Below are 15,502 nucleotides of genomic sequence, written 5' to 3'. Positions count from 1 at the left end.
CACTCCAAGGCGGCTCCGCCGCCGGGGGAGCACATCGAGCCAGACTGGACGCCGGAGGCTTTGGAGTGCGGGAGCTTGCTTACGCTTTGCCCGGGCGGAGCTTGCTCCGCCAACACAACCCCAGAAACCCCGGGCACACCCCGTTCAGTTTTCCTGGGCCTCCAGGAGCTTCCGGAGGACCACGAACTGTCCCAGGTGATAGGCGTTATGATCGGCAATCAGCAGGGCCTCGCGAAGGATCGTCTGGCCGTCCCCGTGGGGGATCGGGGCGACGAGGTCGACCTGGGGATCTTCCACCAGCGCGATCATGGCCCGGAGGTCTCCGCGAAAGGCCTCGACGGATTTATCCCAGGCCCGAGGGTCGGGCGGGCCGTCCCCCGAGGGCCAGTAGCCGTCGGGGAACTCGGGCGAGATGTGGAGGGGATTTCGGGAGAATTCCAGGATGTCCCACTGGGCGATCCGCATGTGCTCGATCAGCCGCCAGGGGGTGTGAGGGACCGAAGGATGCTTGGCCCCTCGAAGCCCGACGGGTAGGCCATCGATTGCCTCATCGAACGAGATGTGGGCGTCACTCCCCGTGAGGAAGGCTCGAAGGTGGTTAAGGATCCCTTGATCGAGGCTCATCGCTCGGTCTCCTGGCGTCCGGCCCGGGTCACGCTCGGGCTCATTGCGTCCCGGTTCGTCGGGCGGCAGACTGTGGGTCCACGATCGGGGCTGGTCGTCCCCGAATCAAGACCCTCTGCGCGAGCTATCCCATGATTCGGACTCTCTTTCTCTCGTCATTGACGATCCTGTCGATGATGGACGATCCCCTCTCGGCGGGCGAGGGGAAGAACCTGGCCCGTCGGACTCCCGGCTCGTCGGTCTCGATCGGCGGCCCGGTCGGAGATCGACTCCGCGATGTCACCCAGCACTGGCTGATGGAAGCCCCCTCGGCCAACCCGGCCATGCTGGGCATGTTTCGCGATCGCGACCGCCGACCGTACCGGAACCTCCTCCCCTGGTCGGGCGAGTTCGCCGGGAAATATCTGACCGGGGCCACCGGGGTCCTGGACCTGACCGGCGACCCCGCCCTGAAGGACAGGCTTGCCCGCTTCGTGGCCGAGTGGATCGCGCTCCAGGACTCCGATGGCTACCTCGGACCATTTCCCCGGGGGCACCGGCTGACCGGGATGGCCCCGAACGTCGACGGGAAGGACGGGCCGACCTGGGATGCCTGGGGGCACTACCATGCCCTGCTCGGCCTGCTCCTCTGGGAAGAACGGACCGGCGACCCCGCCGCGCTGGCCGCCGCGACCCGGATCGGCGACCTCTTTTGCGATCGTTTCCTGGGCGAGAAGCGTCCCCGGCTGGTCGACACCGGCTCGACCGAGATGAACCTCGCGCCGGCCCACGCCCTGTTCTTGCTCCACCGGAGGACCGGCACGACCCGGTACCGCGACCTGGCCGAGCAGGTCGTCCGCGAGTTCGCCGCCGAGGATTCCCAGGGCAGGCCGATGGCCGGAGACTACCTCCGTCGGGGACTGGCCGGCGAGCCATTCTACAAGACCCCCAAACCCCGGTGGGAGAGCCTCCATCCGATCCTGGCCCTCGCCGAGTCGTATCGGGAGACCGGCGACCCCAGCTTCCGGACCGCCTTCGAGAATCTCTGGTGGAGCATCGTCGAGACCGACCGCCACAACAACGGCGGCTTCTCGTCGGGCGAGCAAGCCCAGGGGAACCCCTACCATCGGGGGGCCATCGAGACCTGCTGCACGGTAGCCTGGATGGCGATGAGCGTCGAGATGCTCCGATTGACCGCGAACCCCATCGTCGCCGATGAGTTGGAACTCTCCACGCTCAACTCGGCGATGGGATTCTTCGCGCCCTCGGGCCGATGGAGCACCTACAACACCCCGATGGACGGCGACCGCAAGGCGAGCTTCCACGAGATCGGCTTCCAGTGTCGGCCCGGCTCGCCCGAGTTGAACTGTTGCAGCGTCAATGCGGTCCGTGGCCTTGGCCTGATCGGCGAGTGGGCCGTCCTGGTCGACGACGAGGGCCTCTTCGTGAACTGGTATGGGCCGGGCTCGGCCTCGGTCCCACTGGCCTCGGGCTCGCGCGTCAAGCTGACCCAGGAGACCGACTATCCCCTTGGCGGGAAGGTCGAGATCCGGGTGGACCCCGAGCGACCGGGGGCGTTCGCGGTTCGACTGAGGATCCCGCAGTGGTCGACCCGGACCTCGGTGAAGGTCAACGACCAAGCAATCCCCGATGTGATGCCGGGGCGATATCTGACGCTCGACCGAGAATGGAAGCCCGGCGACCGGATCGCGCTGGAACTCGACCTTTCGCCCCGATTCTGGGTCGGGGAGCGCGAGAGCGAGGGGCTGGTGGCCGCCTATCGAGGCCCGATCTTGCTCGCCTATGATCGGCGGCTCAACGAGATCGACCCCGACGACTTGCCCGAACTGGATGCGAACACTATCGGCCGTGCAGCGGTCGTCGATCGGGTCGAAGCGGCCGGGACGATGCTCCTCCTGGACGTCCCGACCCCCGACGGGCGGAAGGTCCGACTCTGCGATTTCGCCGGGGCCGGGTCGGACGGATCTCCTTATCGATCCTGGCTCAAGGTGAGTCATGCCGACCCGAGCGCGTTCCGCCCTGATGCCCCGAGGCGGACCGGACCGGCCCTCGATCCCGAATGAACTTCGGCGGCCCGGGGGGCGACGCGTCGTTGACTTGATTTCTCGCCTGTGGTTCAAATCTGTTGGGACGCATCGATGAGAGTCCCCCCACCGCATCCCATCATCCTCTCATAGCAAAGGTGTCCACGATGACCGCCAAGTGCTTGGCTACGCCCGCGGTTGCTCTCGGCTTGATCGCCCTGGTCGTCGGATGCGAGGGCAGGACCGGCAAGCCCCCGATGGGGAAGGTCCACGGCACCGTGAGCTACAATGGCAAGCCGCTCGACAAGGGGCGGGTCACCTTCACGCCCGTCTCCGGCGACGGCGAGTCGGGCGGCAACAATGCCATGAGCCCGATCGAGTCCGACGGTTCCTACGAGTTGACCACCTTCGACACCGGCGATGGGGCGATCATCGGCCAGCACATCGTCACCATCTCGGTCCCGTCCTCGAATATCAACGACCTCAACCAGCCGAAGGCCGACGGCTCGATCGCCTACGTCCTCCCCAAGGAATACATCCCCAAGAAGTACACCACCCCGAAGGACTCTCCGCTCCGAAACACCGTGGTGGAAGGGGACAACAAGATCGACATCGAGCTGAAGAAGTAAGCGTGGGCCTCGGGGGCTCACCGGCCTTCGAGGGCGGCGAGCCCGGATTTCGCCCCGAGGTTCTCGGGGTCGCTCGCCAGGGCGGCCCGATACCAGAAGGCCGCCATCTCATCCTTCCCGAGTCGCTCGCAGAGGCCAGCGATCTTGACGCGGAGCCCGGCGTCCTCGGGATTCGCGGCGGCCTCGTCGTTGAGCCTCGACATCTCGGCCAGGGTCGCCTTGAGTTCCGAGGATCGGGCCAGGTCGAGGGCGGCGCCCTCGGCATCGCCGGAAGCCTTGCGCATCAGGCCTCGCTGGTAGATCGCCGCGGAGCGGTACGGGTCGAGGACGATGACCCGGTCGAGGAGGGCGATCGCCTCGGCCGTCCGCCCTTCATCCGCCTCGGCCTGGGCGGCCTGGTGCAGCAGGCCGGGGTGATTCGGTTGTCGGGCCGAGGCCCGGTCGATCAGGGACCGGAGCTTCTCCCGATCCCCCCGGGCCCGATAACAACGGGCGAGGATCTCGAGCCGATCTCCCTCGGGGACCTTGCCCGAGCAGAGCCCGAGTTGCCGCTCCGCCTCGTCGTATTGCCCCTGGGTGGTCAGGACCTCGGCCAGTTCGAGGCGGACCGGAGGCTGCGCGGGGTCGAGATGCAAGGCCTGCTCGTAGGCGGACCGGGCGGGTTCGAGGTCGTCGTCCTCCTTGAGCAAGAGGGCCATGGTCCGCCAGGCCCTCGGATCGTCGGGATCGAGTCGGGTGACCTCGCGGAGTTCCACCAGCGAGGTCTTGTGGTCGCCCAGATCGTACGAGGCGGCGGCGAGCCATCGGTGGGCGTCGGCGTCGTCGGGCCGGCGATCGACGACGGACCGGAACCATCCCGCCGCCCGGAGAGGCTGGCCGACCGCGAGCAGGGTCCGGCCTTTCCAGAACCAGGCGTCGACCGCCCGGGGGCCATCCCCGTCGATCGCGTCGAGCGGCCCGACGGCCTCGTCGGGCTTCCCCCGGGCCAGTGCCATCCGGGCGCGAATCAAGAGGGCACGATCGCGAGTCGCCGGGGTGGCCTCGGGCAGGGCGAGCCAATCCGGCAAGGCGGCATAATCCCCCCGGGCCAGGAGTTGCTCGGCCTCGACGAGATGCCGCTCGGCGCGACCGGCCCTCCACACATAAACGACCGCAACAACCGCGAACGCGAGCAAGATTGAGAGATACCAGATTCCATATCTGGACCAGATCGCACCGGGTTTGATATGCAACCTTGATAAATTCACGAGATTCCTGGAACTTTTCGATTCAATTTAGGCGGGATGTTTGTTAACCATAAGCTACTGGTTTCCGTTCGATGGGTCGAGCCGGTTCTCCACCGGCAAGCATCGACGGGGATCGCCCTCCTGTTCGCCCGAATTCGCGAAATCGTTCAGGCCGGTTACGACCCGGTTGTGCTTATTTGCGCGACTGGATGCCGGGGGGCGGCTTGCCAGGTCCTCTCTATTCCTCTTTCTCGATTGGGGGACGGTATGCGATCGATCCGGAAAACGGGCGGCCTCGCAGGGGGTCGTCGAGCCTCGGGATTCACGCTCATCGAGCTTTTGGTGGTGATCGCGATCATCGCGGTCCTGATCGCCCTGCTCCTGCCCGCCGTCCAGGCGGCCCGCGAGGCGGCCCGGCGGACCCAGTGCGTCAACAACATGAAGCAGCTCGGGATCGCCCTCCACAACTACCACGACGTCGTCGGCTCCTTCCCGACGAGCTTCTGGCGGGCCACACCCAGCTCGAACGGCATCAACCGTCATAGCTGGATCGCGATGATCCTGCCCTACATCGAGCAGAAGAACCTATACGACGCGATCAACTTCTCGGTCGCCGCCGGCGGCGCGATCAACTCGACGGCCTACATGACCCCGATCAACGGCCTGATGTGCCCGAGCGATCCGTCCCCGTCCCAATCGGCTTTCGCCCGGGTCGACACCGGCCTCGGCATCAATTCCAATTCGGGGCCCAAGCTCGACTACTTCGGCAATTTCGGCGACAATCACAACGACGACAACACGTTCCAGCCCTTCACCAGCCTCCCCTACGCCCGGGAAAACGGCTTCGGGGAGGGAGGGACCTTCACCGGCCTCATGAGCCGGTCGGGCGGCACCACGTCGATGCGCGACATCACCGACGGCACCAGCAACACCTTCGCCGCGGGCGAGTCGCTCTACGAGACCTGCGACTGGTTCACCTGGGGCAACCCCAACGGCACCACCTGCGGGACGCAGATGACGATCAACTACAAGCGCATCAAGGATCATAATGGCGACGCCGCCAGCCTGACCGACAGCCGGAACTGGCGCGTCGGGTTCGGATTCCGGAGCCAGCACCCGGGGATCGTCAACTTCCTCTTCGCCGACGCCCACGTCGGAGCGATCAAGGAGAGCGTCAATCGCAACATCTATCGATGGTTGAGCACCCGCGCCGGCGGCGAGGTCCTCAGCAGCGATTCCTACTGAACCGGCCGGAACATCCGGTCACATCCGACGAAACGCCGGGCGGCCCCGAGTCGATCGGGGCGTCCGGTTCACCCGCGCCGGGGGAATCCGAAGTGCGATTGCCACGCTTCCCGCATCGAACCACAGGCCTGGCCCTGGCCTCCCTCTCGATCCTGGCCGCCATCGCTCCGGGGTGCGGAGAGAAGGACGAAGGCCCGGCTCTCGCCGTGGAAACCCTGAAGATCCCGGGAGACCCGGAGATCAACCGCTCGATCCAGGAGGGCCTGAGCGAGATCATCAACCAGGCGGATGCCCGCTATGAGCCCCTGAAGTACGAGTATGATGAAGGGCTCCTGAAGATCGCGGATCAGGCGGAGGCGCACCTCTCGGGCAAGGCCGAGGGGCCAGTTCCCCGGTTCATGCCCAGGCTGGAAGAGGCCGAGGAGCAGGACCACTTCCGGGAGACGATCCGCCGGTGGGAGGCCCAGAATGGCAAGCCCTTCCGGCCCGCGATCGATCCCCTGATCGCCGAGGTCGCCGGGCGCAAGCCGGGCGAGGCGTTCCACCCCGAATTCCACAAGCGGTTCGGAGTCGTCTTCGACTCATTCATCCCGATCGAGGTCGAGGATGCCCATCGGCGAAGGAACCGGGCGATCTGGGAGAAGGCCGACGAGCTGCTGGCCCAATATCGGGAGTCCCAACCCGAGTCGGTCCGCTATTTCGAGGAGGAACTCTCCGGCCAGTATCCCCGGGAGGCGCCCGGGGCCGACCCGGCTTCGAAGGCCCCTTGAGTCGAATCCGGCCGGGATGGGGCCCGACGACCTCACCCGGCCGGGGGGATCGTATAGCGGGCGAGGACGACCGTGACATTGTCGCGCCCCCCATTGGCCAGTGCACGGTCGATGAGCGATCGTGCGGCGTCATCGGGGGTCGGGGCCTTGTCCAGGATCGCGGCGATGTCGGAATCCTCGACCATCTCGGTCAGGCCATCGGAACAGAGCAGGAGGGTATCGCCGTCCCGGACCTGGAGGGTGGCGATCTCGGGATCGACGCCGTGGGTGGGCCCCCCGACGAAGTTGGTCAGGACGTGCCGGGTGTTGTGACGGTGGACTTCCTCCGGCTTGATCGCCCCGACATCGGCGAGGTTCTGGGCCACGGTGTGGTCGCGCGTCAGCTGGGAGAGGCCTCCGGCCCGATGGAGATAAGCCCGCGAGTCGCCCACGTGGACGATGAAGACGTCGATCCCCACGCTATAGGCCAGGGTCAGGGTCGTGCCCATCCCCCGGAGCCCTCGATGGGCGCGGGCTTGACCGATGACGGCGTTGTCGACCTTCCGGAAGTACTCGCACATCCGGCCGATCAGATGGCGGGCCTCTTCTTCGTCGATCCGGGTGGCCCATCGGGGGGAGTTGAGGACCAGCTCGACACCCGTCCGGATCGCGAGCTGGCTGGCCTTCTCCCCGGCGGACATCCCTCCCATGCCGTCGGCCACCACCATCCCATAGGCGACGTCGTCGAACGGGTCGGGCAGCTCCCCGGCGGGCATGTTCGTCCGGAGCGGGCGATAGGTCCGGCTCATCCGGGTGATCAGGTAGTGATCTTCGTTATTGGTCCGGACCCGCCCCGGGTCGGAGATCGCCGCGAACTCGACCTCTACGGGCCTCCTGGGCGACTTCGGGGGGTCGCTCGGGCCGTCCTTGAACTCATACTCCGTGGTGTCGACTTCCCTCGCCTCCGGCATGCCTTCCCCCCCCTCGTCATCGGTGCGAGGCCCGTTCGTGGCCCCAAAGGCGGTCCCTCGTCGCGCCATCTCTCCATGCTCTCATAACCGGCGAGCCCGAAGAAATCCAGCGCGTCGTCTTTCGAGAATCGTAGGGCGCAAACCGATCAGTATCCCAGAAATGGAACCGGGAGCAGGAAGGCATGCTGCTCATAGAGGCTCCAGAGGCCACCCCAGGAGGTGTACTGGGCCAGGAACACGATCAAGACATACGCGGCCAAAACCGGCAACATCCCCAGCCGGCCGATCCCCCGGAAGGCCCAGTGCCGGGGCGTCTCCCGACGATCCCCCCGGGCATAGGCCCAGCCGCAGGCCAGCCGGGCCGGGAAGAGGAATCCGACGAACAGGAGCCCCGGGAGCCAGGTGGCCTCCTTCGGGACGATCTCGATCTTCAGGAGATAGAGAGGGATGGCCGCCGCCACCGTCAGGAAGAACGCCAGGGCGAACGCCCAGGGGGCCCGGCGGAACCGCTCGCGGACCGCGCGGACCTCGAACATCGCCGCGAATCGACCCTCCATGGCGTATCGAGCCTGGAGGAACGACAGGCTCGGCACCACGAAGCCGAGCCCCAACGCGCCCAGGATCCCCAGCAACGGAAACCTCTGCCCCGAGGCGAGCAGCACGACCGGGACGACCAGCCAGGACATCGCCCCGGCAAACCCCAACGCACCCAGTCGCAGATAGTAAGGGAGCCGGAACCCTCGGACGAATTCCCAGGTGGCGTCGCGCGATTCGACGTACATGCCGCCCTTTCGGAGCCGTCGGACCAGCCAGAGCATCGTCCCCGGAGGCCAGACGAAGTGGCGGAGCCTCCCTCCTCGGGCGCAACCCGCGGCGACGTGCACCGCCGTCAGGAAGGTCAGGACCATGAGCCCGGCCCACCATTGCCGGGCGATCGGCCCGCCGGGGTCGATCAGCTCGGCCGAGCTGGCCATCGAGGCCACGAATCGCGCCGGGAGGACGCAGAGCCAGGCCCCGGCGACGATCCCTCCGACCCGACCCGCCCGACGGACCCCGATCCAGCCGTCGCGGAGTCGGCCCGACCTCGCCACCCGGCCCGAGGCCTCCAGGAGGTAGCCCAGGCTCAGGAACTGCGCGATGGGGAAGGCCGCCAGGATCGAGAGGCCAAACAGGAGCGACGCGGCTCCCAGGAGCCATTCCCAACCCGAGACGATCGCGGCGAAGCCCCGACGAAGCCGACCCCGACGCGCGGGCCGGGCCTCGATCGGGGGGTCGTCGGCGATCGACGACGGCGGTTCCAGCATGAGGGTGTGGTCCATGAGGGATGATACCGCCGATCGAGGGGCCTCGGTTTCAGATTCCGGGCGGTCGATTCCGGGCGGGATCTACGTTTCTTTTTCGATCCATCCCCCCTGAAACGTATTCGATCGCCGCAGGGTATCATTCCGGTGAGGGAGACTTCGGGAGCGATTCGTCATGGGCAAGCGTGACCTGCTATTTGCGATCCTGGTCCTGGGAGGCGTCACCGCCCTGGGGTCGAGCCTGGCCCTGCCCCGGTCGAAGCCGGAGGGGGAGCCGAAGGCCGTGGTCGTCGACCGGCCCTCCGTGGTGGATTCGGTCGACGCCGCCTTCCGCCAAAGGTGGGCCGATCAGGGGCTCAAGCCGGTCCCGAAAGCCTCCGACCTCGCGAGGATGCGTCGAGTCTCGCTGGCCCTGACCGGGTCGATCCCCTCGCTCGAAGAGATCCGGGCCTTCGAGGCCCGACCGGCGGACGATCGGCTGGCCTGGTGGCTGGAGACCCTGCTCGATGATCGCCGATCGTCCGACTACCTGGCCGAGCGTCTGGCCCGCGCCTTCGTCGGGACCGAGGGCGGTCCGTTCCTGGTCTACCGTCGACGCCGGTTCGTCTCCTGGCTCGGCGACGAACTGATGAGGAACCGACCCTATGACGACCTGGTCCGCGACCTGATCGCCGGCCGGGGGATCTGGACCGATCACCCCTCGACCAACTTCATCTCGGTCACGTTCGATCCCGACAACACCAAGAACTACGACCCCGAACGCCTGGCCGCTCGGGTGGCCCGCGCCTTCCTGGGAGTCCGGATCGACTGCGCCCAGTGCCATGACCATCCGTTCCAGTCCTGGAAGCGGTCCGACTTCCGGGGACTGGCCGCCTACTTCGGCGAGGTCGAGCATACCCTCCGGGGGATCGCCGACACCGGCGGCGGGTTCCTGGTCGACGACAAGAAGGACGGCCACCCGGTCGCGATCGAGCCCAGGGTCCCGTTCCTCGAAGAGCTCGACCCCGGGTACGGGACCCGTCGAGAACGCCTGGCCCGCTGGGTGACCGACCCCCGAAATCTCAACTTCCGACGGGCGACCACGAATCGGATCTGGGCCCTCCTGTTCGGCCGGGCGCTGGTCGAACCGATCGATGACGTGCCCTCGGCGGGGGAACCCCTGGCCCCTCTGGAGCTTCTGGCCGAGGACTTCGCCGAGAGCGGCTTCAACCTCCGCCACCTGATCCGCTCCATCGCCTCGACCGAGGCCTTCGCGCTCGATTCGGCCGCCGAGGCGGACTCCGAGCCGGCCACGACCCTCGAGGCCGCCTGGGCCGCCTTCCCGATCACCCGGCTCCGCCCCGAGCAAGTCGCCGGCGCCCTGCTCCAGGCCGCCCGTCCCGAGACGATCAACTCGGAGTCGCATATCCTCGTGCGTCTCGGGATGTACGGGGGAGTCAACGAGTTCGTCGGCCGCCACGGCGATCCCGGCGAGGAGGAATTCAACCTCGAAGGGTCCAGCACCATCCCCCAACGCCTCCTCATGATGAACGGCGATCTGGTCCACAAGAAGACCAAGGAAGACCTGACCAACGCCTCGACCCGGTTCGCGATCCTCGCCCCGACCGACAAGATTGCCGTCGAAGTGGCCTACCTCGCCACGCTGACCCGACGACCGACCTCGGAAGAGGCCGCCCACTTCGAAGCCCGGCTGGCCGGGACGAGCGGCGATGAACGCAAGGAACGGATGACCGACCTCGTCTGGGCCCTCCTCAACGCGACGGAGTTCTCATGGGACCACTAAATGAATTCGGGCTCGATCGCCGGGGTTTCCTCAAACTCGGCGGACTGGCGGGCCTGGGCTGGCTGACGCCGGTCGGGGAACTCCTGGCGAGGCAGTCCGAGAAGGGCCGAGAACCCGCCCGGTCGATCATCCTCCTTTGGTTGGCCGGGGGGCCTAGCCAGCTCGAAACCTTCGATCCCCACCCCGACCGGAAGATCGCGGGCGGGACCCGGGCGATCGAGACGGCTTCCCGGGAGATCCGGCTGGCCGACGGCTTCGGGAACCTGGCCGACCTGATGGGTCATGTTTCGCTGGTCCGGTCGCTCGTGAGCAAGGAAGGGGACCACGAGCGAGGGACCTACCTGATGAAGACGGGCTATCGCCCGGACCCGACCGTCGAGCATCCCTCGATCGGGGCGATCTGCTGCCACGAGCTGCCGGAAGGCGGGACCGAGATCCCTCGACACGTCTCGATCCTCCCCGGCCAGTGGCCCGCGCGTGGCGGATTCCTGGGGGGCGAGTACGACGCCTTCCAGCTCGGAGACCCCTCGGGCCCGCTCCCCGATGTGACCGCCCAGGTCCCGGCGGCGCGCGATGCCCGGCGGATCGCCGACCTCGACGTGATCGAGAAGGCGTTCGCGAAGGGGCGTCGCGATCGGGTGGCCGCCACCCTCCACCGCGAGACCCTGGGCCGGGCCCGGGTGATGATGACCTCCGAGCAACTCAGGGCGTTCGACCTCAAGGACGAGCCCGCCAGCGTCCGGGCCGAATACGGCGACACCCCCTTCGGCCGGGCCTGCCTGGCCGCCCGTCGCCTGACCGAGGTGGGCGTCCGCTGCGTCGAGGTGACGCTCGACGGCTGGGATTCGCACGTCAACAACCACATGGTCCACCGGAACCTCGTGGCCAGCCTCGACCCCGCCTTCGCCGCCCTGATCCGCGACCTCGAACGGAGGGGACAACTGGACCGGACCGTCGTCCTCTGCGGCGGTGAGTTCGGCCGGACGCCACGGATCAACCCGCTCGGAGGTCGCGACCACTGGCCCAACGGATACAGCCTGGCCATCGCCGGGGGGGGCCTGAAGGGAGGGCTCGCCATCGGGGAAACCGACCCCGAGGGCCTCAAGGACCCCAGCCGACCCGCCGGGATCGCCGACGTCCACGCGACCGTCCTGACCACCCTCGGCCTGAATCCCGGCAAGGAAAATGTCTCGCCCGTCGGGAGGCCGCTCAAGCTGAGCGAGGGGAAGGTGATCGGAGAGTTAGTCGGTTGATCCGAAGAATCCCCCGATCGAGACCTTTCCGGTCCTGGTAGGGCAGGGATTCAATAAGGTGATGGGTTGCGAGCGAGGCTCACCCGGAAGGAGCGTCCGGCGCGGGCACTGGCTCGATCCAGAGCATTAGTCCATCGCCCGGCCCGGCGATGATCGCCCATTGGTTCGGGCTGGACTGATGATTCATGAATCGTCGTCGGTAGAGGAAGACGGGACGATCGGCCGGGATTTGTTCAAGCCGATCGAACTGGCCCCCGCCCATCGACCCATGTCCGAGATCCCAGGAGAGGGGTTCCTCGACGGAGAGAATCTCCTTGTCCCCTTGAAGCACCCGGACCCGCCAGGCTTCGCCCTCCTTGTGCTTGTCGAGGGCCAGCCGATGCCTCCCCGCCTCGATCGGAACGCTTTTGAAGGTCCGGGACGGTTTCCCTTGACCCATCCCATTGTATTCCACCTCGCGAGTGCCCAGGAACAACCGGTATCGACCGTCCGGCAGGTGAATATCCCAAAGATTCTCGTCGAACCAGGCTGGATCCTGCTTAACAACGGCGATCTTGCTCGGGTCCTCGACGATCAGCTCACGGGTAAGCGGCCGCATGACCTCGATTCTCGACCGGAGGGCTGCGATCTCGCGGCGGTTGACGACGTAGGACATCCCAACCGCGACCAGGGCCATCAGGAGGGCCAAGGTGCTCAGGCCGACCTGCCACCGTCCCTTGCGTTTCGCCCCGGGGGAGGGGCCATCGGTCGGAGGTCCGGGGAATCGCGTCTCAAGGTTCGACATGAGTTCAGTTTCCCGGACCATTGGGACTGACTGGTGGGGGTTCCGGGCCGAGCCTCATCTCCAGCAGGATCGGCACATAATTCAAGGCGTGCGGAGAGAGTGTCTTGCGGGCCTCGGCCTGCATCTCCTCGGGCATCGATAACCTGAGCAGGATCGCCGACCCGTCCGGGTCAATCGTCTCCACCTGCTTCTTGCCCATCTCATCGGCAATCACCGATCCCGACCGATCCATCAGGAAGTCGGCCAGCGACTTGTCACCGAGACTCATCATGCCTCCGCCGCTCCCGAATTGCTCGAAGACCTGGAGGCTTCCGGACTCATCGGCGCGAACCCGAAGCCGAGCGATGAATTCTCGGGACTCGGTCGAGCCCGAAGAACCGGAGCCCATCGAGCCGGAATTCGGCGAGCCGATCTTGAGCTTTACAGGATAGTTCGGGGGTAGATAAACCCTCCAGGCGAAGGACAACGGGTCTCCGGTCTCGAGAGCCAGGATGTGGACCTTGGTCGGATCGCCGATCCGGAGGTCCCCGGTCGCCCGGGCCAGGCGTTGATGCTCGACCTCCAGGCGGGTCCGTTCCCGGGCGGTCTGCCAGGCCAGGACTCCCCCCGCGATCAGGGCGAGTATCAAAAGCAGATCGGGGATCCGGAGCTTCATTTCGAGCCCATCCAGCGGACGGCGTTGGCGAGGATCTTCGAGGGGACCGACTCCTTGTAGATCGGGTAGGTCTCGTGGCCAGGCCGGAAGTAGAAGACCTTGCCTCGTCCAAGATTCCAGACCATCCCGCTCCGGAACCACTCGCCGGCCTCCCAGCGCTCCTCGAAGATCACCTCGTCGGGATCGGGGACGTGAAACGGCTCGTCGTACATCTCGGTCCGGGGTAACTCGAACTTCCGGGGGATGCCCCGCGCGATCGGGTGGTCGGGGCTCACCACCTTTTGGAAGCTGGGCTTGCCATCGTTCCGGTAGGCGGGGAAACAGCAGATGGGCAGGTGGAGTTCGACCTTCGTGACGCCTCCCGGAAGCTTCCGGGCCGTCGAATACGGGGTAGGTCGGGCGTCGCGTTTGGGGGTCAGATAACGCGGTTCGGGGGGGATCTCGGTGATCTCGACCTCGTCGCCTCCCACGCCCCACTTCGCCCGGGCATCGAGGCGGGATCGCTCGTTCATCGCCTCGACGAACGGCGTCGACCAGTGGGCCGAGTGCAGGGCGATCAGGCCGAGCTGGCCCGCCTTGATCCGCTCGACGATCGCCTTGCCGACCTCGGGCGTGATCTCCTTCTGGCGGACGTGCCCCCACCAGATCAGGACCCGGGCGTTGTCGAGCCGGCTCGGATCCAGCCCATGATCGGGGTCGTCCAGGGCGACGGACTCGACGCTCAGGCCGGGCTCGGAACTGAGGTGGTCGGCGATCCGATTGCCCAGGAAGTTGTCATACGCCTCCTTCTGGGTGGGCTGGCGTTCGTCCCAGACGACCACCCGGATGGAATCGTTCGGCGACTCGGGGGCGGCCCTGGCTTCCGAGGGGATCGCCCCCACGCCGGCGGTCAGGGCGGCGGAGAGGGCCAGGAAGTCGCGCCGGGTGGTGGGTTCGCCCATGGGGGGACCTCGTCGGGAGAGGATCGAGTGGCTCGGGGACCAGGCAAGATCATAGCCGGGGTGCCGGGACGATTGAATCGTCCAAAGTCCCGAATTGACCACTCGAGCGAGGGGAGGGCGGGATTGTCATCGGTGCTTGTGCCGAGGAGGGACGCATGAGAAGATCGTTGCTTGAGGGCCCTGTCATCTCCAGACGTCCCGATCGAGGGGGCTTCGATGAACCCGAGGATGTGGTTTCCGCTGGTCGTGACCGGAGTTTGCCTCATCGCGGTCCCGCCTTCGACAACGGCGGATGAACCTCGGGCATCGAAGGGGATCGAGGTTACCGATAGCGATGAGATGATCCGGCTGGTCACGCCCTCGCTGGAGGCGTCGATCCGCAAGCAGGGCTATATCACCGGGATCGCCGCCGGTTCGTTCCTGGACGTGAAGACCGGCTTCCGCGACCCCGGTTTCGGGCTCGACATCATCGACTGGATCATGGAGCCGGGTAGCGACGAGGCCTACCGCGACCAGCTCGACGACGACCTGCCCTATAACCTGGAGGAGCGGTTCCACGGGAAGGCGCGCAAGCGTTGCGTCGAAGGGCCGCAGATGTGCCACGGAGGGACGGTCGCGCCGGAAGTGATCCGGGGCGAGGATTTCGTCGCCGTGAAGACCGTCAAGGCTTACACCACCGCCGCGCCGGGCAAGAAGACGGGCTCGACCTGGACCCAGACTCTGGTGTTTCCCGAAGGTCGGCGTTACTTCCTCTCGTCCGACCGGATGGATTGCGTGAACTCGGGCGAGGAACTCTTCTTCCGGATGGACATGCCCGGCCACATCAAGCACAAGCGGGGGGACACGTTCAGCGAGGTCTACCTGAGCTATCACGGGATCATCCCGGCCTCGGAATTCCTCGAAGAATTCGCGCCCGATGCGAAATACCTCTACAAACGAGGCATGAATCCACTTCCCGAGCGGTTCATCCGCGCCTACCATCTTCGCGACCCGGTCACCGGGAAGGCGGGACCCTGGCTCGCCGGGATGACCCTGAACCCCTCCGACGTCTCCGAGGCCTGGTGCCACCAGCGCGGATACGTCTGCTTCATCCAGGAGAATGGGGGACGGCCGATCCGGCCGGGCGAGTCGATCGAGGCGGCATTCGTGGTCGGCTACTTCGACTCGATCGCCGAGATGGAGGAGGTCTACGATCGGTACGCCGGCCACTCGCGGCTCGCGGTCGATCGGGATGGTTGGATGTTGAAGTGACCGGGCCACGACGAACATCGGAGTCGATCCGAGGCCGAAGGTCTTCAGGACCGGTCGTCCCCCCCC

Annotated in this window: 14 protein-coding genes; 7 read left to right on the top strand and 7 right to left on the bottom strand. The window is 66.6% G+C overall.

Annotated elements, in window-relative coordinates:
* Nucleotides 1–144: 144 nt before the first annotated feature.
* Nucleotides 145–624: a DinB family protein gene (locus P12x_RS03670; RefSeq protein WP_435009482.1), complete on the bottom strand. Its 480-nt coding sequence runs from the start codon at nucleotides 622–624 to the stop codon at nucleotides 145–147.
* 131 nt (nucleotides 625–755) lie between these two features.
* Here P12x_RS03670 and P12x_RS03665 point away from each other — a divergent pair, with 131 nt between their 5' ends.
* Both P12x_RS03665 and P12x_RS03660 read left to right on the top strand, forming a co-directional pair.
* Nucleotides 756–2,687, top strand: a complete 1,932-nt coding sequence (locus P12x_RS03665) for a beta-L-arabinofuranosidase domain-containing protein (RefSeq protein ID WP_435009481.1) — start codon at nucleotides 756–758, stop codon at nucleotides 2,685–2,687.
* A gap of 128 nt (nucleotides 2,688–2,815) precedes the next feature.
* Nucleotides 2,816–3,277: a hypothetical protein gene (locus P12x_RS03660; RefSeq protein ID WP_435009480.1), complete on the top strand. Its 462-nt coding sequence runs from the start codon at nucleotides 2,816–2,818 to the stop codon at nucleotides 3,275–3,277.
* Between the two features lie 17 nt (nucleotides 3,278–3,294).
* Here the strand turns inward: P12x_RS03660 and P12x_RS03655 are convergent, their stop codons facing one another.
* The gene (locus P12x_RS03655) at nucleotides 3,295–4,509 is read right to left on the bottom strand and encodes a tetratricopeptide repeat protein (protein ID WP_435009479.1); all 1,215 of its coding nucleotides are present in this window, start codon (nucleotides 4,507–4,509) and stop codon (nucleotides 3,295–3,297) included.
* Nucleotides 4,510–4,770: 261 nt separating this feature from the next.
* Here P12x_RS03655 and P12x_RS03650 point away from each other — a divergent pair, with 261 nt between their 5' ends.
* Together P12x_RS03650 and P12x_RS03645 are read left to right on the top strand one after the other, a co-directional pair.
* Nucleotides 4,771–5,748 carry a DUF1559 domain-containing protein gene (locus P12x_RS03650; RefSeq protein ID WP_435009478.1) on the top strand — a complete coding sequence of 326 codons (978 nt, stop codon included), beginning with the start codon at nucleotides 4,771–4,773 and terminating at the stop codon, nucleotides 5,746–5,748.
* Nucleotides 5,749–5,840: 92 nt separating this feature from the next.
* Complete coding sequence (locus tag P12x_RS03645) at nucleotides 5,841–6,518, top strand: hypothetical protein (protein WP_435009477.1); 678 nt, start codon at nucleotides 5,841–5,843, stop codon at nucleotides 6,516–6,518.
* A gap of 32 nt (nucleotides 6,519–6,550) precedes the next feature.
* On the opposite strand, the gene P12x_RS03640 is transcribed toward P12x_RS03645, so the two are convergent.
* A complete protein-coding gene (locus P12x_RS03640; protein ID WP_435009476.1) occupies nucleotides 6,551–7,468 on the bottom strand; it encodes a PP2C family protein-serine/threonine phosphatase in 918 nt (305 codons plus the stop codon).
* 146 nt (nucleotides 7,469–7,614) lie between these two features.
* Nucleotides 7,615–8,787 carry a hypothetical protein gene (locus tag P12x_RS03635; RefSeq protein WP_435009475.1) on the bottom strand — a complete coding sequence of 391 codons (1,173 nt, stop codon included), beginning with the start codon at nucleotides 8,785–8,787 and terminating at the stop codon, nucleotides 7,615–7,617.
* A 157-nt stretch (nucleotides 8,788–8,944) separates the two neighbouring features.
* Here P12x_RS03635 and P12x_RS03630 point away from each other — a divergent pair, with 157 nt between their 5' ends.
* Nucleotides 8,945–10,552, top strand: coding sequence for a DUF1549 domain-containing protein (locus P12x_RS03630; RefSeq protein ID WP_435009474.1), 1,608 nt, complete (start codon nucleotides 8,945–8,947; stop codon nucleotides 10,550–10,552).
* On the top strand, nucleotides 10,540–11,805 hold the full coding sequence (locus tag P12x_RS03625; protein ID WP_435009473.1) for a DUF1501 domain-containing protein: 1,266 nt from the start codon (nucleotides 10,540–10,542) through the stop codon (nucleotides 11,803–11,805). The genes P12x_RS03630 and P12x_RS03625 overlap by 13 nt, the downstream gene beginning before the upstream one ends.
* Before the next feature lie 79 nt (nucleotides 11,806–11,884).
* On the opposite strand, the gene P12x_RS03620 is transcribed toward P12x_RS03625, so the two are convergent.
* Genes P12x_RS03620 through P12x_RS03610 form a run of 3 tightly spaced genes read right to left on the bottom strand, consistent with a single transcriptional unit; the run spans nucleotide 11,885 to nucleotide 14,185 of the window.
* Nucleotides 11,885–12,589: a hypothetical protein gene (locus P12x_RS03620; RefSeq protein ID WP_435009472.1), complete on the bottom strand. Its 705-nt coding sequence runs from the start codon at nucleotides 12,587–12,589 to the stop codon at nucleotides 11,885–11,887.
* Between the two features lie 4 nt (nucleotides 12,590–12,593).
* Nucleotides 12,594–13,244 carry a hypothetical protein gene (locus P12x_RS03615; RefSeq protein WP_435009471.1) on the bottom strand — a complete coding sequence of 217 codons (651 nt, stop codon included), beginning with the start codon at nucleotides 13,242–13,244 and terminating at the stop codon, nucleotides 12,594–12,596.
* On the bottom strand, nucleotides 13,241–14,185 hold the full coding sequence (locus P12x_RS03610; RefSeq protein WP_435009470.1) for a ThuA domain-containing protein: 945 nt from the start codon (nucleotides 14,183–14,185) through the stop codon (nucleotides 13,241–13,243). Before P12x_RS03610 ends, P12x_RS03615 begins: the two co-directional genes overlap by 4 nt.
* Before the next feature lie 216 nt (nucleotides 14,186–14,401).
* On the opposite strand from P12x_RS03610, the gene P12x_RS03605 reads away from it, so the two are divergent.
* Nucleotides 14,402–15,436 (top strand): hypothetical protein, encoded by a 1,035-nt coding sequence (locus P12x_RS03605; protein WP_435009469.1) that lies wholly within the window; start codon nucleotides 14,402–14,404, stop codon nucleotides 15,434–15,436.
* The last annotated feature ends 66 nt before the right edge of the window (nucleotides 15,437–15,502 follow it).

Source organism: Tundrisphaera lichenicola (assembly GCF_051175385.1).
GTDB lineage: Bacteria > Planctomycetota > Planctomycetia > Isosphaerales > Isosphaeraceae > Tundrisphaera > Tundrisphaera lichenicola.
This window is presented reverse-complemented; position numbering and strand designations above follow the sequence as displayed.